Source organism: Hydrotalea flava, from assembly GCF_001623405.1.
Lineage (GTDB): Bacteria > Bacteroidota > Bacteroidia > Chitinophagales > Chitinophagaceae > Hydrotalea > Hydrotalea flava.
Window position 1 is genome coordinate 246114 of sequence record NZ_LUHG01000100.1, and the last position, 20379, is coordinate 266492.

The window sequence follows — 20379 nt, forward strand, 5'->3', positions numbered from 1 at the left end:
TTTGCAGTATGACTATAAAAACTGCATATCAACAACTACTATTGGCTTTGTTTGAATTGTACAATGACAGAGAAGCTGCAAACATTGCCGATATGGTCATTGAAGCAATAACCGGTTTCAATAAAATTAACCGGATAGTGCATCCGGAAATAACACTGAATCAGGTACAAAAGGCTATATTGCAGCAATATTCAGATGAGCTGGCACAATATAAACCAGTTCAATATATACTGAAAAAAGCCTGGTTTTTTGGTTTGCCATTTTTTGTAAATGAATCGGTATTAATTCCAAGGCCAGAAACAGAAGAACTGGTTGCATGGTTGCTGCAAGAAGCAAAGAATATAGAACTTCCAACTTCAGTTTTAGACATTGGCTGTGGAAGTGGTTGTATAGCCATTACTATAAAACATCAACGCCCCGATTTCAATGTAACCGGCGTTGACATTAGTGAAAAAGCATTATCAGTTGCTAAGCAGAATGCAGTAATACATCAAACTAATATTAATTTTAAAACAATTGATATTTTAAATACCTACAACTGGTCATTATTGGATAGGTATAATTTTATTATCAGTAATCCACCCTATATTGGATGGTCAGAAAAAAAATCAATGGCAAAACAAGTGGTTGAATTTGAACCACACGAAGCCTTGTTTGTACCGGATAATGATCCATTGCTATTTTATAAAACAATAGCCCAGTTTTCAAAAAACCATTTAAACCCGAATGGTTTGCTTTTTCTGGAAGTGAATGAAAATCTGGCACATGAAACAAAACAGGCATTACAGGAATTGGGCTATACAACTTTTTTAAGAAAAGATTTGCAGGGTAAAAACAGAATGCTACAAGCAAAGTATAATTTTTTAAATGAAAAAAAATAGTATATTACTTCAAATTACAGTATGGAAAATATTCTCTCCACCGATAATATTTCTAAAAGCTACGGGCCTGTTAAAGCATTGAACAATCTGACTTTTGAGGTTCCGAAAGGAGCTATTTTTGGCATATTAGGACCCAATGGAAGTGGCAAAACTACTACCCTCAGTATTTTATTGGATGTATTAAAAGCAGACAGTGGACATTATAGTTGGTTCAACAATAGCACCGACAAGCATTACAGAAAAAAAATTGGTACCTTATTGGAAACGCCCAACTTTTATCATTATTTATCTGCATTTGATAATTTAAAAATTACACAAGCCATCAGTAGCCGGGGTAATAAAACAGAAATTGATGCTGTATTAGAAACTGTTCGGTTACAAAGCAGAAAGAACGATAAATTCAGCACATACAGTTTGGGTATGAAACAACGGTTAGCCATTGCAGCAGCATTATTAGGCAATCCGGATGTATTGGTTTTAGATGAACCCACGAATGGTTTAGACCCGGTTGGAATAGCAGAAATAAGAACATTGATAATAGAATTGGGCCAACAGGGAAAAACAATTATTATGGCCAGCCATTTGTTAGATGAGGTAGAAAAGGTTTGTACCCATTTCTGCATTTTAAAACAGGGCAATTTATTGGTAAACGGACCGGTAAAAGAAATTTTGAGTAATGAAGATGTTATCATTCTTCGTTCAAGCGATCTCAACCAATTAAAGCAGGTTTTATTATCCATCCCAGGATATACGCATTTAACTGAAGAAAAAGATTTTTGTCAAATACACTGTTCTGCAAACGCTATTCTACCGGAGGATATTAATGCCCATTGTTACAACAAAGGTGTTATTTTATCGCATTTAGAAGTAAAGAAAAAAAGTTTGGAAGAAAAATTCTTTGAATTAACAGGAAATTAAAATTATATTTTAAAAATATTTATACTGCATCATGAAACAACTATTACAAATAGAATGGCTGAAAATAAAAAAATATCCTGCATTCTGGTGGATGCTGGGCATTGTAACTTTTACTTATCCGGCTATCAATCTACTATTCCACAACGTATACGAAAATATTACCTCCAGAAAAGATATGGCCGGTAATGCTGCAAGATTTTTATTAGGCAATCCTTTTGCTTTTCCCGATGCCTGGCATTCTGTTGCTTACTTTTCTTCCTGGTTTTTGCTGGTTCCTGCTATTTTAATTATTATGCTCATCACCAACGAGTATCAATATAAAACGCACCGGCAAAATATTATTGACGGATGGATTCGGGATGAATTTATTACTGCTAAACTTTTAGATGTATTGATTGTGGCTGTAATTGTTACGGTAATGTATACTTTGGTAGCTGCATTTTTAGGATTTTATTATTCTGATGCGGTGGGTCAACACAGATGGAGTGAGGAGCTGTATTTTATTCCACTTTTTTTCTTAATGACATTTGCACAACTCAGTATTGCATTTTTTACAGGATTTATTATTAAAAAAGCATTTATTGCGTTGGGCATTTTCTTTTTTTATATGCTCGTTATTGAAAATATAATGAAAGCCTATTTCAGTTTCAAAAGCATACCCATTAATGCCTATTTACCATTTGAATTATCAAACAGATTGGTACCCAGACCAAACTTTTTAGGAAAAATTGATGAAGCATCCAATCAGGCCTATTTACAAAGTTTATCAGATATTAATTTGCATATTTTGTATACACTAATTTTTACAGGCTTTATCTGGTGGCTTTGTTATAAAACATTCAGGAAGGCAGATTTATAAATGTTATTATTCCGAAGCTTTCAATTGTTGTAAGGCATGCTCAATTTCCGGATATAAAAATGTAAACCCTGCTGTTCTTATTTTGGTATTGTTAACGGTAGTGCTTTTCAGTACTTCAATGCTCATTTCGCCCATTATTATTTTTAAAAGGAATGATGGAACATAAACGGGTATAAACCATTTTCCACGTTGAATTTTGGCTAATGTCAGTGTCAATTTTTTGTTAGTAACAGGTTGATTGGCTACAGCATTATAAACGCTATTGAGCTGATTATTTTCGAGGGCATTCATAAAAAGCCGGCATAAATCGTCAATATGAATCCAGCTTATCATTTGGTTTCCGGATCCTAATATGGTGGCAATCCCTCCCCGTAATGGTTGTTTAAATGCCTGAAGTGCACCACCGGTATTACTTAAAACAATACCAATTCTATATTTTACCAATCGTATTCCTAAGTTTGAAACAGGTGTAATGCTTTCCTCCCAAAGTCTACAAGTCTCTCCTAAAAAATCCTTTGCTGGCGGTGTACTTTCAATAAAGCCGTTTATTTTGCTTGTATCGTTATCCGGACCATACCATCCAATGGCAGATGCACTTACAATTGTTTTAACATTAAAACTATTCATAGTTTGCAATGAATGAACAAGCAGTGCACTGCTTTTGGTTCTGCTTTCCTGTATTGCTAATTTTCTTTTAGCCGACCATCGTTTATCTGCAACACCCGCTCCGGCCAAATGCACAATGGCATCTGCTGAAGCCAGCGCTTCAAGATCAATCAACTGATTATCTACATCCCACTTTGCATAGGAAAGTGCGTTGTGATGACTATTTTCAGGCGGATTTCTACTCAGCACAATTACCCTATAACCATTGTTTAGCAGCATAGCAGTTAAATGTTTCCCTACCATTCCTGTGCCACCTGTTATAACGACAGTTTTCATAAAAATGATTTACAATAGTAATTGAATGAATAAAGTTTTTATTTAAACAAGAAAATATATCAATTGTTATCAAAAATAAACCCTTCGCTACGAAACGAAGGGTTATTTTTTATTCTACCAACTAAACCGAAAAATTAATCAGGTTTTTTACCATCTAAAAAACTGTTCAGACTAGAAATCTGAGTTTTGTTGTTTTCATCTTTTTCAACTGTTATTTTACTATAAAAGTTTTCTACTGATGCCAATTGGTTATTTCCAAATAATTCCATTTTACGGCGCACATAAGCAGGCACTGTATCAAATTCATTATTCGGATCATTAGAATTCATGTTATAAGATAAATTTCTTAACCGATGTAAGCGCTCAGTAGCCCTGCGACGTTGTTCTTCTACTTCATCCAAATCACTATTGTATTGAAACAAAGAAGGCTGCTCAACCTGTGTACGTTCGTGGTAATGGTGTTTTACTTCAGGTTCTTCTTTCTTTTCATTGGTATAAAATTGAAGTGGTATTTCTTCTTTCTTAGTTTCTTCTTTTATTTCAGCAGGCTGAACCGGTAAACTATTGCCAGTAACTTCGGGTATTTCCGGTTCAGCATAAATCTTAAAAGGTTTAGAAAGAATAGAAGGTGTTTCAGCTTTCTCCGCTAATTTCATGCCTGCAATATTTTCCTCAATGGCATTGGGCAGTTCTGCTTCCATTTTTACTTCCTGCTGAGGAGTTACAGGAGTTGTTATTTCAGTACTCAATTCAAATTGCAAAATCTCAGTTTCACGCACATCTAACACAGCTTCTCTTTCCACAGGAGTATACATGGAAAATTTAGCAGTATTATTTTCCGTTTCATTTTTAATATGTGGTGCAAATGGATCTGCAATAGCTTTATCATTTGCATCAGTAGTATTTGAAGCCGGTTGTACATCTGTATGCTGATGTTCATCCAAACCCAGCGTCATTACAATTTTTTCAGGTTTTGGTGCTTCCATTTTAGGAGCAGCTTGTTTTTCAAATGGATTTTTATGCTCAAATCCGGTTGCAATCATGGTAATACCAATTTTTTTATCCAAAGTATTATCATAACCCATTCCTACAATAACATCGGTATTTTCTCCTGCCTGCAAGCGCAAGTAATTATTAATCACTTCAATTTCATCCATCGTGCATTCATGATCTCCTTCCGCGCTATTGATGTTGATTAAAATCCATTTGGCACCTTTAATATCATTGTCATTTAATAAAGGTGAGTTTAATGCTTCTTCAATCGCTCTTTGTGCCCGGTCTTCACCTTCTACCTCAGCTTTTCCTAAGATAGCAACGCCTCCATTTTTCATAACAGTGCAAACATCTGCAAAGTCAACAATAATATGGCCGCGGCTATTAATAATATCTGTAATGCATTTAGCAGCAGTTGCCAACACATTATCAGCTTTACTAAATGCTTCTTTCATTTTTAAATTTCCATATTGCATCCGTAATTTATCATTGCTAATTACAAGCAATGTGTCTACGTATGGTTTTAATTGCATAATACCTTCTTCCGCCTGAGCCATTCTTCGTGGGCCTTCAAAACCAAAAGGAGTGGTTACAATACCAACCGTTAAAATACCTAATTCTTTACATACCTGGGCAACAATGGGGCCACCTCCTGTTCCGGTTCCTCCACCCATACCGGCCGTTATAAATGCCATTTTGGTATTTACTTCTAAAATACTTTTAATTTCCTGCAACGATTCTTCTGTTGCTTTTTTTCCAACTTCAGGATTCGCACCTGCACCAAGACCCTGTGTTAAATGTGGGCCTAGTTGAATTTTATTGGGCACTTTACTTTGTTCAAGCGCTTTGGCATCGGTATTACATATAATAAAATCTACGCCTTCAATGTTTTGTTCATGCATGAAGTTTACGGCATTACTACCTCCACCACCAACACCAAGCACTTTGATGATGGATGATTTTTGTTTGGGCAAATCGAAATGAATCATAACGTACGGTTTAATAGTTAGTAAGTAGAATAAACGGTATTTACAGGATAGTGGTAAAAAATTTATCTTATAATTTGATCTTCTTCTTCTTTAAACAATTCAATGATGCCATTTTTAAACTTATCCCAAAAACGTGCATTCAATTTGGGAGCAGTTCCAATTTTTTCAGTTGGTTGAACCATTGACGTTTCTACAATTTTGGTTTGTTCTTTTAACTGATGTGGCACCTGAATATGTTTAAATTGTTTTGAAAAATCTTTGGATTTTGATTCGTAATCATTATAACCTTTCAGAATTAACCCCAGGCAGGTTGCATACATGGGCTGTTTTAATTCTGCAATATGATTGGGTGCCAAATGCTCATTAGGATAACCAATTCGGGCATTTAAACCGGTAATATATTCGGTTAACTGAATTAAGTGTGTTAACTGAGAACCGCCGCCGGTAAGAATAATACCTCCATTTAAAGCATTATTATCTAAACCAACCTGTTTTAAATGGTAGGTTACAAAATCTAAAATTTCACTCATTCTTGCCTGTATAATTTGCGCCAGATTACGCATGCTGATTTCTTTTGCAGGCAAACCTTTTAATCCCGGTATGGTAATATAAGTATTGGCTTTGGCCTCATCGGCAATAGCACAACCGAATTGAACTTTTAATGCTTCAGCCTGTTGTTTTAATACACCAAGGCCCATCCGTATATCGTTGGTAATATTTTCACCACCAAACGGAATAACTGCTGTTTGTTTTAAAATACCTTCATAAAAAATTGCCAAATCGCTGGTTCCGCCACCAATATCTAAAATAGCAACTCCGGCTTCTAAATCAATCTCACTCATTACTGCACTGGCACTGGCCAAAGGCTGCAATACCAGATCTTTTGTATGAAGTCCACTTCTCAATACCGCTCTGTTAATATTTCTGATGGCATTTTTATCGCCGGTAATAATATGAAAATTAGCTCCGACTTTTACGCCATTGTATCCAACAGGGTCTTTTATATTTTGAATGTTATCTACCTTAAAATCCTGAGGAATTACATCAATAATTTCGTCTCCTGCAGGAATAAAAGTTTTCCGTTGATCGGCAATTAGTTGATCAATTTCTTTTTGCTGAATTTCAATTTCAGGATCCTGGCGTACAATATCACCTCTTGTTTGTAAACTTTTAATATGATAACCGGCAATTCCTACATACACATCTTCAATCAACAGTTCCGGATTACTTTTGGCACAATTTTCCAAAGCCTGTTGAATAGATTTGATTGCCTGATCAATATTCAGCACCTGGCCATGAAGCACACCATTGCTGTTGGCTTTTCCAAAACCAAGTATTTCTAATTTACCTTGCTCATTTTTTCTGCCTGCTATCACAGCAATTTTGGTAGTGCCAATATCTAACCCTACAATAATTGGCGACTCATTCATTCCAACTATTGCTTCGTTTTGAACAGATGATTGATTCATATTTGGCTTATCTTGTTGCATCATACTGATTTTGTTTTGTATAGGGTACTTTAAAAATGATAATATTTAATTTTGTTTTTTCATGACTGCTTTGGGCGCTTTTTTATTCTTATTTGAATTCGTTTTTAAACCCAACTTCTGATTATCTGATAACGTGTGATTGTTTATTTTATTTTGTTTAAAATTTATTTGTTTTTGCACCTTTTGCTGCTCTTTTTCTACAGGTAGGTTATTCGTTTTATTCACACTATTTTGTACAGATAAATTATGCTGAACAACTGCAGTATCAGACATCCATGATATAGCAGCGTCTTGTTTAGCTTTTACAGAATCAAGGCCATTATTTTTATATTCACTTTTAACAGCTACAACCTGATTGTTAAATCGAAGATCAATTGTTTTATAAGCATTCATGCTTGTACGGGTAAATATCTGTTGATAAAAAGCATAAAGATTATTAAACTTTTTTTCCAGACTATCAGCTGTACCAAAATTGATTAAATGGCTGCCAACCGTAGGCACCAGTTCAAATTCAGCATTTGATTGTATGTTGATTTGTGCAATTTGTGCCATCCAAAAACTATCGGCTTGTATAAAAGATGCCATCCGAACCATTTGCCGTAACAGCAAACTATCTGGTTTAGAAATTTTAGCTGACATACTGCCGGGATAACCAGTAAACACCGGTACACGAACCGCAAACTTATCACTTTGTGGTAAACGCATTGCCGCACTATCTATATAAAATGCATCTTCATTATTACCCAATACCATTGCAACAGGAGTTCGTTCTTTAATTTTTACGTGTAAAATATTTTTATTATCAAAATACAAGGCTGCATTTTTAACCCATGTATTCTTTTCAACCAGCATTTCAAAACTTTTTAAATAAATACTTTGGAGCGAATGCTGTGTAATTTTTCCATTCGTATTCAATAACGCTATAACATCTTTTTCATCTATAAAAACATCCTGAAAATTTTTATCTAATTCAACACTTACGCCATTACACACCTGCTGGTTTTGCCTTTTAATGGCAGCTGACAATAAAACAATCATACCCATACCAAAAATTATCCAAAACAGATTGGCAATGCCTTTTCTGCTGAATAATTGTTTGAAACGAATATGAGTAAGTACGGCCATTTTTATTCTATTAGTTTTTCTTTTAAAGATTCTACCATTTTATCAATATCTCCTGCACCGGCTGTTATCAGTAGCTCGGGCCGGTTCGTTGCTACCCAATGTATTAGTTCATCTTTCGATAGTAATAACACATTCGTACTATTCATTTTTTCTATCAACAATGCAGCATCAACGCCTGGAATGGGTAATTCTCGTGCCGGATAAATTGGCAGTAGAATTACCTGATCTGCATTTTGTAAACTTTTTGCAAAAGCATCCGCAAAATCTTTTGTTCTACTATATAAGTGTGGTTGAAAAACCAAGACCATTTTTTTATTTGGATAAAGACTGCGTACACCATGAATAAGTGCATCCAATTCAGCAGGATGATGTGCATAATCATCTATAAAAACATGTTGAGCTGTTTTTAAAATGAATTCAAATCTTCTTTTAACTCCTTTAAATGTGCTTATGCTTTCTTTGATTAAATGGTCGGCAATACCTAATTGTTTGGCTACGAGAATAGCAGCCAGGGCATTTTCAACATTATGCAAACCACCCATATTTAATTGAACGGATGTTAATTGCCAGTATTTTGCCTGAACCGTAAATACATAACCACCCTCCTGAATTTGAATTTGTGAAGCATGCACATCGGCGTCGGGAGTTGATAAAGCATAATTGTAGTGCGCTACTGTTTTATTTAATTTGTCTGCACATGGTATTGTAGAATGATAAATTAAAGCTCCATCTTTTTTAATTTTTTTGGTAAAAGCAATAAAAGCATCTTCTACTGCTTCAGCTGTACCATAAATATCTAAATGGTCTGGATCAATTGCAGTAACAATAGCAATATTGGGCAAAAGTTTTAAAAAGCTTCTATCATATTCATCGGCCTCTACCACCACTACATTATTTTCACTGCTCCAGAAATTAGATTGATAGTTAGTAGAAATACCACCTAAAAATGCATTACAACCATAGCCTGAATGTCTGAGAATGTGCGCAATCATGGTACTGGTAGTAGTTTTACCATGGGTACCACTAATACAAATATTAAAAGAATGAAGGGTAATCCATTGCAGCACATCGCTCCGTTTTACAATCAAATATTTTTTTTCGGCACAAAACACTAATTCTTTATTGTTTGCAGGTATTGCAGGTGTATATACCACCACATCTGTTTCAGCAGGAATAAGTTTGGTATTTTCTTGATAATGTACAGCAATACCTTCAAGTTCTAATTGTTTCGTCAATGCGGTTTCGGTTCTGTCGTATCCACTTACATGCGCACCTTTAGCATGAAAATATCTTGCCAAAGCGCTCATGCCAATGCCGCCAATGCCAATAAAATAAACAGTCTGTATGTTTTTTAATTCAATCATTGAATCGTTTCTAAAATTTTTTCAGCAATCATATCTGCGGCATTCAACTTAGCCAGTGATGCAATATTTTTACTCAGTGTTTCCTGCAATGCCACATTTTGAATTAAATCAAGAATAGCAGGCACTAAGCCAGTATCAGCCTCATTGTCTTTTACCAACCGTGCAGCATTTTTTTGAACCAGATATTGTGCGTTAACGGTTTGATGATCTTCTGCTGCATATGGATAAGGTACAAATACAACAGGTTTTTTCACTACACACAACTCAGCAACAGACAGGGCTCCTGCTCTTGAAACCACCACATCGGCAGCAGCATAAACCATATTCATTTTTTCAATAAAAGCTTGAATCCAAAATGAATTTGTTCCTTCTGCCAAATGCTTATATTGTTGATAGGTATGTTGCCCGGTTTGCCAAATTAGCTGTAATCCATTGTCGGAAAACGATGCAATATTTTTTGCGATTGCATTATTAATACTTTTGGCACCAAGGCTTCCACCCAGAATTAAAATTGTTTTTTTGTTGTTCAATAACCCAAAATATTTCAGCGCTTCATCTTTTGAAATTTTGTTATTGATGATTTCATCACGTACAGGATTACCTGAAATAATAATTTTTTCTTGAGGAAAATATTTTTGCATGTCCTCAAAAGCAACAAATACGTATTGTACTTTCTTTGCCAGAAGCTGATTAGATTTACCGGCTAAGGAATTACTTTCATGTATAAATGTTGGAATACCCTTACGCTGTGCTGTTCGCAATACCGGGAAACTGGAGTATCCGCCTACACCAATCACAGCATCAGGTTTAAAATTGTTCAGTATTTGATTCACTTGCCAAAAACTTTTAATCAATTTAAAGGGCAAGGAAAAGTTTTTAAAGAGATTGGCTCTGTTATATCCGGCAATATCAATTCCATTAATTTTATAACCCGCCTGTGGTATTTTTTCCATTTCCATTTTTCCCTTCGCACCAACAAACAATAACGAAACAGCAGCTTTTTTTTCAAGTGCTTTTGCTATGGCCAATGCCGGAAAAATATGTCCGCCGGTTCCTCCTCCGGCAATCAAAATTTTAAGCATTCGTTATTAATTGTTGTATCATAATATTATACAATTTAGAATCAAGCGTTTTGTAATGGTGCCTGAACTAACTTTTCATTTATATTTTGTTTCTCGTCTTCATTGGTTTTACCTTCTAACTGTTCAACATTTCTTGCTACACTTAGAATAATACCTATCGATGCGCAAGTAAATAAGAAAGAGCTTCCCCCCATACTAATTAAGGGTAGTGTAACGCCGGTAACGGGTACCATATTTACATTCACTGCCATATTTGCCATGGCCTGTATAACAAAGGTAAAGCTGAGTGCCAGCGCTAAAAATGCACCAAATGCATAAGGGCATCTTCTGAAAATACTGATACATCTGAATAAAAAAAGTAAGTAAATAAAAATAACAAACCCGCCTCCTAACAGGCCATACTCTTCAATAATGATGGCATAAATAAAATCATTATAAGCCTGCGGTAAATAATTCCGTTGTCTGCTATTACCAGGACCTAATCCCAATAAAACACCTCCATTGGCAATGGCAATTTTAGCCTGCTGTACCTGATAAGGTACTTCTGCATTGTTGGAATAAATAAAATCCTGTACCCTTTTTACCCAGGTAGATACCCGACCATATGAGCTTAGTTTTTCTATGTTTTCTGTTTTAAAGTTATTGTCAGCTTTTACCGGTTTGTAAGTAGTAATAGCAATGGTAATAATGATCATAACCGGAATGGAAGCCACCATCAATAATAAAAGAATGTGTTTAATACTTACACGGCCAATAAACATGAGTAATAAAGAAGTGGCACCTGTTAATAATGCATTTGACAAATTAGCAGGCATAATGAAAGCACAAACCAGAATAACCGGAATAACAATGGGGATGAACCCTTCTTTAAAATCTTTGATTACCCGTTGTTTTTTACTCAGCATTTTAGATAAATACATAAACAAAGCCAGCTTGGCAAAATCACTGGTTTGAAAAGTCATGTTAATAATGGGCAGTCGAATCCATCTGCTTCCCTCATTAATTCGGGTACCAAATAATAAAGTATATAACAATAATGGAATGGAAATCAGAAACAATATTGTTGCTACTCTTGAAAAAATGGTATAATTAACTCTGTGCAAGAAATAAATAATCAGCATACCCATTACCATAAAAGCCAGTTGCTTAAATAAATAAATCTCATTATTGCCTTTATTCATTTTATAAGCAAGTGAACCGGTTGCACTATATACCACAAGTACTGATATTAAAGCCAGTAAAATAACGATACCCCATATGTATTTATCACCTCTTGTTTTTTGCAAGAGTTGTCCCTTCATACCTTCTATTGAAGATATTTGTGTAAAAAGTGTATCGCTATTTGCCTGACTCATTTTTTATAAATCTTTTACAGCAACTTTAAATTGATTACCCCTGTCTTCAAAATTTTTAAACAGGTCAAAGCTGGCACAGGCAGGGCTTAATAAGACAACATCGCCCTTTGTTGCCAATTTAAAAGATTGTTCTACTGCATCTTTTGCGGAAGCTGTTTCGATGATTACCGGAACAACATTTTTAAAAGCAGTAACAATTTTTTTATTGTCGGTACCCATGCAAACAATTGCTTTTACCTTTTCTCTCACCAGGTCGGTAATCAGGCTATAATCGTTTCCTTTATCAACACCGCCCAGGATAAGAATAGTAGGCTTGTTCATACTCTCCAAAGCAAACCAGGTACTGTTTACATTGGTTGCCTTACTATCATTAATAAATTCAACACCGCGAACGGTTGCTACAAACTCCATTCGATGCGCAAGGCTTTGAAAATCATTCACAGCCTCTCTAATTTTTTCTTTTCTGATTCCTACTGTTGTAGCAGCAATACACGCAGCCATTGTGTTGTAAGTGTTATGCTTCCCTTTTAAAGCAAAATCATAAATGCTCATGCTTACGCGTTCTTCCTGAATGCGTAACATCATTTGATCTCCTTTTAGGTAAGCTCCGTTTTTAATTTCGTGTTTCATAGAGAATGGTAAGGGGTTAGTATGAGTGATTGAAATTTTGTTTAATTCTTTTTTAATAACATTGTCATCATCGCAATAAATAAAATAATCATCGGTAGTTTGATTTTCAATAATCCTAAACTTACTGTTGATGTAGTTTTGAAAATTATATTCGTATCTGTCTAAATGATCTTCTGTAATATTGAGCAGTACAGCAACATGTGGCTTAAAGGCAATAATATCATCTAATTGAAAAGAACTGATTTCGGCAACATACCATTGCTTAGAAGCTAATGCAACCTGTTTCGCAAATGAAATACCAATATTACCTACCATTGCACAATCCATTCCTGCCTTATCCAGAATATGATACGTTAATGCTGTGGTAGTACTTTTACCATTACTACCGGTTATTGCAATGATCTTGCTTTCGCCACAATACCGGTATGCCAATTCCACTTCACTGATAACGGGTATGTCTTTTTGTTTAACTTTTTTTATTATTTCATTTTTATCGGCTATTCCCGGACTTTTTACAACAATAGCTGCTTCTTCTATTTTATGAATTGAATGTAATTGCTCTTCAAACTCAATTCCAAATTGTTGCAACTCGAGTTTGTATTTTTCAGCAATCGTATTACCATCAGATACAAAGACTGAAAACCCTTTCTGCTTTGCAAGAATAGCAGCACCAACACCACTTTCGCCAGCACCTAATACTACTAACTTTCGATTAGCAGGGTTTTTAAAATCAATATGTTTAAATACATCTGGATGCATGGTATGATACTATCTAATTTTTAAGGTTACAATTGACAACAGCACACAAAAGATGGTTATAATCCAAAATCGTACAGCAATTTTACTTTCATGAAAACCTTTTTTCTGATAATGATGATGCAAAGGACTCATGAGAAAAATTCGCCTGCCTTCGCCAAACTTTTTCTTGGTGTATTTAAAATAAACCACCTGAATAATTACACTTAATTCTTCAATTAAAAACACACCACAAAAAATTGGTATCAATAATTCTTTCCGAACAATAATTGCCAATGAGGCAATAATTCCGCCTAACGCAAGGCTGCCGGTATCGCCCATAAAAACTTGTGCAGGATACGCATTGTACCATAAAAATCCAATACAGGCGCCAACAAATGCACCAACAAAAATGGAGAGTTCGCCCAAATTGGGGATATACATGATATTTAAATATTCAGCAAACTTGAAATTACCACTCACATAAACGAATATGCCCAATCCTGCACCAATAATGGCACTTACACCTGCTGCCAGTCCATCTAAACCGTCTGTTATATTTGCACCGTTTGAAACAGCAGCAATGATGAATGTTACAATTAATATATAAATAATCCAGGTATAAGCCTCGGCTCTGTTACCCATCCAACTAATTAATTTGCTATAATTAAATTCATGATTTTTGGTAAATGGAATGGTGGTAATGGGTGTTTTTACTTCAACAAATCTTCTGCTCTCGCCTTCAATATTTTTGGTAACAACATTAGAGCCTCTTGCTACCATTTCACCGGGATGCAACGATTTGTTTACTTCTTTCGTAATAATTTCTCGTTCAACCGTTACATTACTATTAAAATATAAAGTGGCGCCAATAATAATACCCAAGCCAACCTGCCCAATAACTTTACTGACTCCGGCCAAACCATCACTGTCTTTCTTTTTGTATTGTTCACCCCGTTTACCTGCTAGCCTTCTTGCTTTAATTTTAAAATAATCATCTAAAAAACCAATTATTCCAAGCCATACTGTACAAAGCAACATGAGGCGTATGTAAACCTTACTTAAATCGGCAAATAACAAAGTTGGAATTATAATCGCCAATAAAATAATTATACCCCCCATAGTAGGAGTTCCCTTTTTCTGTTGCTCTCCTGCCAAACCCAAATCACGCACCGTTTCACCAATTTGTTTATTCTTCAAAAAAATAATTATCCTTTTACCATAAACTGTAGTAATAATTAACGATAATAATATAGCCATAGCTGCTCTGAAGGTGAGGTATTGAAATACACCTGCCCCCATTATGTTGAAGTGTTGTTTAAGCCAGCTAAATAATTCGTATAACATATTCTATATTATTATCAGTCAAATATTAATTCATTCAGATTTTGAAAACATTTCCTGTAACACTTGTTTATCATCAAACGGATATTTTACGCCATTAATTTCCTGGTATTTTTCGTGACCTTTTCCTGCAATCAGAATAATATCACCTGAATTAGCCATTTTAACGGCTTGTTCAATCGCTTGTTTTCTATCAGGTATGGTTACATATTTTTTTTTTGCAGCAGTGGTTAAGCCTTTCTCCATATCAGCAAGTATATCTAATGGATTTTCTGTTCTTGGGTTATCGCTGGTAAAAATGGCTTTACTGCTTAAATCGCAGGCTGCTTGCGCCATAATGGGTCTTTTGGTTTTATCCCTATCACCACCGCAACCCACTACCGTTATGATTTGCTGAAAATCTTTTTTTAATTTTATCAGTGTAGTTAATACATTTTCTAAAGCATCTGGTGTATGCGCATAATCAACAATTCCTATAACCTGATTTTTACTTATAATGTAATCAAACCTTCCCTCTGCTCCGGTTATACCACTGAGAACAGTTAATATTTTTTCGGAATCTTCTTTTAAACATAATGCAGTACCATATACAGCCAATAAATTGTATGCATTAAATTCACCAATAAGCCTGAAATGAACCTCTTGCTTATTGATAAGCATTTGTAAACCCGTTAAAGCATTATCTAAAATTTTTCCTTTAAAATCAGATGAGGCTTTTAAACTGTAATAATATTTTACAGCTCTGGTGTTTTGCAACATTAATTCACCACGTTTATCATCTTTATTAGAAAGTGCAAAAGCATTTTCTGTTAAATTATCAAAAAAGCTTTTTTTAACTCGGATATATTCTTCAAATGTTTTGTGATAATCTAAATGATCGAGTGTTATATTCGTAAATATTGCGCCTTTGAACTGCAGACCGGTTATTCTATGTTGATGAATGGCATGACTGCTGCATTCCATAAACACATGCGAACAATTTTCAGTAACCATTCTTTGCAATAATGCATTTAAGCTGATGGCATCTGGTGTGGTATGTGTGGCAGGAATAATGTTTTGATTGATTTGATTCTGAACAGTACTAATTAATCCGCATGAATAACCCAACCCTGAAAAAAGTTTATACAGCAAGGTAGCTACCGTTGTTTTTCCGTTGGTACCGGTTACACCCACCAATGTTAATTTTTCAGATGGACAATCATAAAAATTATGAGCCATAAATGCTACCGCTTCATGAGAACTATTTACTTTAATGTAAGTAATATCTTTTTCAAATTGAAGTGGTAATACTTCAGCAACAATAACAATTGCACCGTTAGCAATAGCCGCCTCAATAAATAAATGGCCATCTGCCTGTTCGCCTTTAATGGCAATAAACACAGCATTGCTTATTACTTTGCGGGAATCAATATATAAACCAGATATTTCCATATCGGTATTACCATATACTTCCTGCAAACGCACTTTATATAATATGTCCTGCAATAGCTTCATGCTGTTTAATTTAATGCTACAGTTAAGGTTTGCCCTTTTGAAATGGTTTCACCCGGCATAATAGACTGATCAGTTACTTTACCTACTCCTTTTGCATTTACTTTTAGCCCCATATTTCCGCATAAATACATTACATCTTTTAATCCCATACCCTTTAATGAAGGCATGCGATAGGGTTGAATTTTTTTACTGTAAAGAATTGCGCTACCAGATGTTCCGGCAATGCCAGCCCAATCGTCTATAACAGAAACCGAATCAGTTGTTTTTATTTTGAGTGATTTTGTAATACGCAACAAATCATTTTTATAACCTACATAATTAAAATGGGTGCTATCGTTTTTAGTAGCAGCAAAACGGGTGCTGCTCTGTTTAACATAAAGCGTATAAAGTCTGTCTGCAATTTCTTTAAACACAACACCAGCCACTGCTGCACCATAAAAAACTTTTGCAAAAGGCTTATTTTTGATTACTACAATGCAGGTATACTGCGGGTTGTTGGCGGGGAAATAACCTGCAAATGAAGATTGATAAACTTTATCTGCATATCCTTTATTTGCATCTGCTACCAAAGCGGTACCGGTTTTACCTGCAACAGTATAGGGTGTATTTTTAAAAAGCTCTTTAGCAGTACCATTTGTACATACGCCTTCCAAACATGATTGAACTTGTTTTAAAGTAGTATTACTGCAAACTTTATCAATAAGTGTTACTGGTTCAATTTTCTTTAATACATTACCTTCTTCTACAATTGCGTTGACCAAATAGGGTTTCATCATTACACCGTTGTTGGCAATAGCATTGTATAATGTGAGTGTTTGCAAGGGCGTAACCTCCACATTGTATCCAAATGCCATCCAAGGTAATGTAGTAGCACTCCAACTTCTGCTTCCGGGTTTAATGATGGTAGAATTTCTTTCTCCAACCAAATCAATTCCGGTAGTTTCATCCAATCTAAAATCATGTAATTTTTTAATGAATGATCGTGGATTATTTTTATAGGCATCCAACGCCATTTCGGCCATCCCAACATTTGAACTGAGTTCAAATGCATGTTTTGCAGTAACTTCAAAATGTCCATGTTGTTCTGCATCATAAATGGTTCTATCGGCAATTTTTAATGTACCGCCATGCAGGTTTACAGTTTGACCTAATGTAATTTTTTTATCTTCTAATAAAGCCATTAATGTTGCCAGTTTAAAAGTTGATCCAGGCTCTGATGCATTGATGGCATAGTTATAATTTTCATAATAATTACCATCAGTACCTTTACCCAGGTTGGCCATTGCTTTAATTTTACCGGTAGCTGTTTCCATTACAATGGCGCAACCATGTTGTGCATCGTTTTGTACCAACATTTTCATGAGTGCATTTTCGGTAACTTCCTGAATCAACACATCAATATTTGTAATTATATCTTTTCCGTTTATTGCTTCTGTTTCGTAACCGTCATCTACCGGAACTCCCACTCCACCTGCAATGTATCGAACAAGGCGGCTTCCTGATTTGCCACGTAAAATACTATCATAACTTAATTCCAATCCCACTTTAAATGAATCCCGATCTAAGCCGATGGTTCTAAAAGCCAGCATTTTATATGGATTGAGCCGGATACTTTTATCATCAGCAATAAATCCGCTTTTATTTTTTCCCAAACGAACCAATGGAAAGTTTTTTAGTGTTGTGTATTGCTGATAGGTAATACTTCTTTTTAATAAAAAATAACGAAACTTCGCTCTGTAACCTTTCAGTAAAATTCTTTTATAACCTGCGGCAGATTCATCTTTAAAAAGATTGGCGAGTGAAATGCTGAGCGAATCAATATTTTCTCTGAACCTTTTTCCATTTTTTTCACGTAATCCATCAGCGCCAAAATCTACATATATATCAAATTGCGGAATACTGGTACTTAACATTTCGCCATCCTCACTATAAATGGTACCTCGCTCTGCATCGGTTTCTACATAACGTTCATGCAAACTGTCGCTTAAACTTTGCCAGTATTTTCCCTGTACCTGCTGAATATAAACGGCTTTGGCAAATATGGTAATACCAACCGCTACAATTAAAATGTAGGTTAGATATACTCTCCATAATATGTCGCGTTTTACATCCATTTTATACTAATTTTTTTTAGTATATAATTTAACTGGTAATTCTTTGTTAATCTGAATACCCATTGGTTCAACTTTTTTTAAAATTTCTGTTTCTTCAGTTTTAAACATCACTTCACTTTTCAGTGTTTTGTATTGATATTGTAAATCTTTGATATCATTTTTTGTTTTACTGATATCTCGAATTGTTTTATCAGCAACATGGCCATTAGCGATATACAAAACTGCCAAAAAACTAATGAATAAAATAAAAAGCAGATTATTGGTAATCCATTCAGAATTAAAAAGCCTTTGCAATGGCTTTCCGTTTTTATTTTCTGTTTTATTATTCGTATTCATGGTATTGAATCATGCTTTTATAATTTTTCAGCTACTCTTAGCTTGGCACTTCTGCTTCTTGAATTCATTTTTATTTCACTCTCAGAAGGCACAATTGGTTTTTTGGATATCAGTTTAAACTCCTGTTTTTTGGGTGTTGAAATGAAAGGGTTTTCATCTTCAACTGTTGTTCCTTTAAAATAATTTTTCACCAGCCTGTCTTCTAATGAATGAAAAGTAATAAAAGCCGCACGGCCACCTGTTTTTAACACATTGGGCAATTGTGTTAACAAATCATTCAATGCGCCCAATTCATCATTTACCTCAATACGCAGCGCCTGAAAAACCTGAGCAAAATACTTATTAGGATTACCCTTTACCATCTCTACCAAAGCTGCTTTAAACTGTGCAACATTGCTTACGGAGGTATGTTGACGGTATTGAACAATATGCTTGGCTAAAGTTTTAGCATTGGTAACCTCACCGTATTTTTCAAATAACTTGTGTAATTGGTGTTCAGAATAAGTAGCAATAATTTTTTCAGCAGTTAATTCAGAACGACCGTCCATACGCATATCTAAAGGCCCATCGAATCGTATTGAAAACCCCCTTGATGCTTCATTGAACTGATGACTGCTTACACCTAAATCGGCTAGGATACCATCTACCTGAAACACACCATGCAATTTTAAAAATCGTTGAATGTGTCTGAAATTTTCAGGAACAAATACCATACGTGCATCATGCGGAAAATTTTGAAAAGCATCTGCATCCTGATCAAAAGCAAATAACCTACCCTCCGCATTCAGGTGCTTTAAAATTGCAGCAGAATGTCCACCTCCTCCAAAAGTGCAATCAACATAAATGCCATTGGGTTGAATGGCCAGCATATCAATTGTTTCTGTAAGAAGTACTGGTATATGGTAAGTATTATCCATTGTAGCGCAATTAAAAATGTAAAACCATGATTATATACCACCTTCTAAACCCAACATTACTTCTTTGGCTAAATCGCTAAAAGCTTCCGGTGAAAAATCTTCAAAGAGCTGTTTGTATTTACCTGCATCCCAAATTTCAAAACGATCAATAGCTGCCGCTAATACAATATCTTTTTGCAATCCTGCATACTCCTTTAAAGATGCCGGTAATAACATACGGCCAGCGCTATCTAATTCTACTTCAGTAGCACCTCCTAAAAACTGGCGACGGAATTGACGTACTTTTGGGTCAAAATCATTCAACCGATTAATCTTAGCAATAATGACTTCCCAGCTTTTAAAAGGATATAGTGTTAGGCATTTTTCAAAACCACGACTGAGGATAAAACGTGATTCCCCTTCCGGCAACTGCTTTTTCAAGCCACCGGGCAACAGAAAGCGACCTTTCGCATCAACTGTAGCCTCATATTCGCCGTGGAATCCGTTCATTTTTAAAATTGTGGTTTAAAATTACCATTTATTTACACAAAATAACACTTTTCCCCACTTTAAATGCAAATTTTAGGTACTTCTATTTATCCACAGAAAATAACAGAGCAAAATCCTTACCTGCATTGGCTTTCAGCGATTTTTGATGGAAATTAAGGTGAATTCGATGTGAATTAGTGTGGATAAACTGCAAAAATGCTGTGAATACAGGCGTTTACAAAACTTATTTTTGAAAATTTAAATGATAAAAACCACCCAAAACAGTATTTGCCGAAATGGCTATACCTTGAGTAAAAAAGGATGAATGGATACTTTATTGAAC

At 35.1% G+C, this 20379-nt stretch carries 17 protein-coding genes; 3 read left to right on the forward strand and 14 right to left on the reverse strand.

Translation table 11 applies throughout. The annotated features are described in order from the left end of the window. Positions 1–8 precede the first annotated feature (8 nt). The 3 genes from prmC to A0F92_RS13210 are packed head-to-tail and all read left to right on the forward strand — an operon-like array spanning position 9 to position 2658. Positions 9–881, forward strand: coding sequence for a peptide chain release factor N(5)-glutamine methyltransferase (prmC, locus tag A0F92_RS13200; protein WP_068246992.1), 873 nt, complete (start codon positions 9–11; stop codon positions 879–881). A gap of 21 nt (positions 882–902) precedes the next feature. Beyond that, positions 903–1799 carry an ABC transporter ATP-binding protein gene (locus A0F92_RS13205; protein ID WP_068246995.1) on the forward strand — a complete coding sequence of 299 codons (897 nt, stop codon included), beginning with the start codon at positions 903–905 and terminating at the stop codon, positions 1797–1799. 31 nt (positions 1800–1830) lie between these two features. Further along, positions 1831–2658 (forward strand): ABC transporter permease, encoded by an 828-nt coding sequence (locus tag A0F92_RS13210; protein ID WP_068246998.1) that lies wholly within the window; start codon positions 1831–1833, stop codon positions 2656–2658. 6 nt (positions 2659–2664) lie between these two features. Here the strand turns inward: A0F92_RS13210 and A0F92_RS13215 are convergent, their stop codons facing one another. The 14 genes from A0F92_RS13215 to mraZ form a co-directional block, all read right to left on the reverse strand. Next, positions 2665–3600: a TIGR01777 family oxidoreductase gene (locus A0F92_RS13215; protein ID WP_068247002.1), complete on the reverse strand. Its 936-nt coding sequence runs from the start codon at positions 3598–3600 to the stop codon at positions 2665–2667. A 134-nt stretch (positions 3601–3734) separates the two neighbouring features. After that, on the reverse strand, positions 3735–5582 hold the full coding sequence (ftsZ, locus tag A0F92_RS13220) for a cell division protein FtsZ (protein WP_068247005.1): 1848 nt from the start codon (positions 5580–5582) through the stop codon (positions 3735–3737). A 62-nt stretch (positions 5583–5644) separates the two neighbouring features. Further along, positions 5645–7075 (reverse strand): cell division protein FtsA, encoded by a 1431-nt coding sequence (gene ftsA / locus A0F92_RS13225; protein WP_253810462.1) that lies wholly within the window; start codon positions 7073–7075, stop codon positions 5645–5647. A gap of 42 nt (positions 7076–7117) precedes the next feature. Further along, a complete protein-coding gene (locus A0F92_RS13230) occupies positions 7118–8197 on the reverse strand; it encodes a cell division protein FtsQ/DivIB (RefSeq protein ID WP_068247009.1) in 1080 nt (359 codons plus the stop codon). A gap of 2 nt (positions 8198–8199) precedes the next feature. Then, on the reverse strand, positions 8200–9561 hold the full coding sequence (gene murC, locus A0F92_RS13235) for a UDP-N-acetylmuramate--L-alanine ligase (protein ID WP_068247012.1): 1362 nt from the start codon (positions 9559–9561) through the stop codon (positions 8200–8202). Then, positions 9558–10643 carry an undecaprenyldiphospho-muramoylpentapeptide beta-N-acetylglucosaminyltransferase gene (gene murG / locus A0F92_RS13240; protein ID WP_068247015.1) on the reverse strand — a complete coding sequence of 362 codons (1086 nt, stop codon included), beginning with the start codon at positions 10641–10643 and terminating at the stop codon, positions 9558–9560. Before murG ends, murC begins: the two co-directional genes overlap by 4 nt. A gap of 41 nt (positions 10644–10684) precedes the next feature. Then, on the reverse strand, positions 10685–11998 hold the full coding sequence (locus A0F92_RS13245; protein ID WP_253810464.1) for an FtsW/RodA/SpoVE family cell cycle protein: 1314 nt from the start codon (positions 11996–11998) through the stop codon (positions 10685–10687). 3 nt (positions 11999–12001) lie between these two features. Then, a complete protein-coding gene (gene murD / locus A0F92_RS13250; RefSeq protein WP_068247018.1) occupies positions 12002–13387 on the reverse strand; it encodes a UDP-N-acetylmuramoyl-L-alanine--D-glutamate ligase in 1386 nt (461 codons plus the stop codon). Positions 13388–13396: 9 nt separating this feature from the next. Further along, positions 13397–14710, reverse strand: coding sequence for a phospho-N-acetylmuramoyl-pentapeptide-transferase (gene mraY, locus A0F92_RS13255; RefSeq protein WP_068247021.1), 1314 nt, complete (start codon positions 14708–14710; stop codon positions 13397–13399). 30 nt (positions 14711–14740) lie between these two features. After that, a complete protein-coding gene (locus tag A0F92_RS13260; RefSeq protein WP_068247024.1) occupies positions 14741–16201 on the reverse strand; it encodes a UDP-N-acetylmuramoyl-L-alanyl-D-glutamate--2,6-diaminopimelate ligase in 1461 nt (486 codons plus the stop codon). 5 nt (positions 16202–16206) lie between these two features. Then, the gene (locus tag A0F92_RS13265; RefSeq protein ID WP_068247027.1) at positions 16207–18315 is read right to left on the reverse strand and encodes a penicillin-binding protein; all 2109 of its coding nucleotides are present in this window, start codon (positions 18313–18315) and stop codon (positions 16207–16209) included. Positions 18316–18321: 6 nt separating this feature from the next. After that, entirely contained in the window at positions 18322–18651 is a 330-nt protein-coding gene (locus tag A0F92_RS13270; RefSeq protein WP_068247030.1) for an FtsL-like putative cell division protein, read from the reverse strand. Between the two features lie 17 nt (positions 18652–18668). Next, the gene (gene rsmH / locus A0F92_RS13275; protein WP_068247033.1) at positions 18669–19568 is read right to left on the reverse strand and encodes a 16S rRNA (cytosine(1402)-N(4))-methyltransferase RsmH; all 900 of its coding nucleotides are present in this window, start codon (positions 19566–19568) and stop codon (positions 18669–18671) included. Between the two features lie 30 nt (positions 19569–19598). Next, the gene (gene mraZ, locus A0F92_RS13280; RefSeq protein ID WP_068247036.1) at positions 19599–20057 is read right to left on the reverse strand and encodes a division/cell wall cluster transcriptional repressor MraZ; all 459 of its coding nucleotides are present in this window, start codon (positions 20055–20057) and stop codon (positions 19599–19601) included. Positions 20058–20379: the final 322 nt, after the last annotated feature.

Bases quoted from the DNA above. Each gene is read 5' to 3' on its own strand.
- mraZ (WP_068247036.1), bottom strand. From the start codon at position 20,057: ATGAACGGATTCCACGGCGAATATGAGGCTACAGTTGATGCGAAAGGT.
- A0F92_RS13205 (WP_068246995.1), top strand. From the start codon at position 903: ATGGAAAATATTCTCTCCACCGATAATATTTCTAAAAGCTACGGGCCT.
- A0F92_RS13230 (WP_068247009.1), bottom strand. From the start codon at position 8,197: ATGGCCGTACTTACTCATATTCGTTTCAAACAATTATTCAGCAGAAAA.
- prmC (WP_068246992.1), top strand. From the start codon at position 9: ATGACTATAAAAACTGCATATCAACAACTACTATTGGCTTTGTTTGAA.
- rsmH (WP_068247033.1), bottom strand. From the start codon at position 19,568: ATGGATAATACTTACCATATACCAGTACTTCTTACAGAAACAATTGAT.
- A0F92_RS13215 (WP_068247002.1), bottom strand. From the start codon at position 3,600: ATGAAAACTGTCGTTATAACAGGTGGCACAGGAATGGTAGGGAAACAT.
- A0F92_RS13265 (WP_068247027.1), bottom strand. From the start codon at position 18,315: ATGGATGTAAAACGCGACATATTATGGAGAGTATATCTAACCTACATT.
- A0F92_RS13270 (WP_068247030.1), bottom strand. From the start codon at position 18,651: ATGAATACGAATAATAAAACAGAAAATAAAAACGGAAAGCCATTGCAA.
- ftsZ (WP_068247005.1), bottom strand. From the start codon at position 5,582: ATGATTCATTTCGATTTGCCCAAACAAAAATCATCCATCATCAAAGTG.
- A0F92_RS13210 (WP_068246998.1), top strand. From the start codon at position 1,831: ATGAAACAACTATTACAAATAGAATGGCTGAAAATAAAAAAATATCCT.
- ftsA (WP_253810462.1), bottom strand. From the start codon at position 7,075: ATGATGCAACAAGATAAGCCAAATATGAATCAATCATCTGTTCAAAAC.
- murG (WP_068247015.1), bottom strand. From the start codon at position 10,643: ATGCTTAAAATTTTGATTGCCGGAGGAGGAACCGGCGGACATATTTTT.
- A0F92_RS13245 (WP_253810464.1), bottom strand. From the start codon at position 11,998: ATGAGTCAGGCAAATAGCGATACACTTTTTACACAAATATCTTCAATA.
- A0F92_RS13260 (WP_068247024.1), bottom strand. From the start codon at position 16,201: ATGAAGCTATTGCAGGACATATTATATAAAGTGCGTTTGCAGGAAGTA.
- murC (WP_068247012.1), bottom strand. From the start codon at position 9,561: ATGATTGAATTAAAAAACATACAGACTGTTTATTTTATTGGCATTGGC.
- mraY (WP_068247021.1), bottom strand. From the start codon at position 14,710: ATGTTATACGAATTATTTAGCTGGCTTAAACAACACTTCAACATAATG.
- murD (WP_068247018.1), bottom strand. From the start codon at position 13,387: ATGCATCCAGATGTATTTAAACATATTGATTTTAAAAACCCTGCTAAT.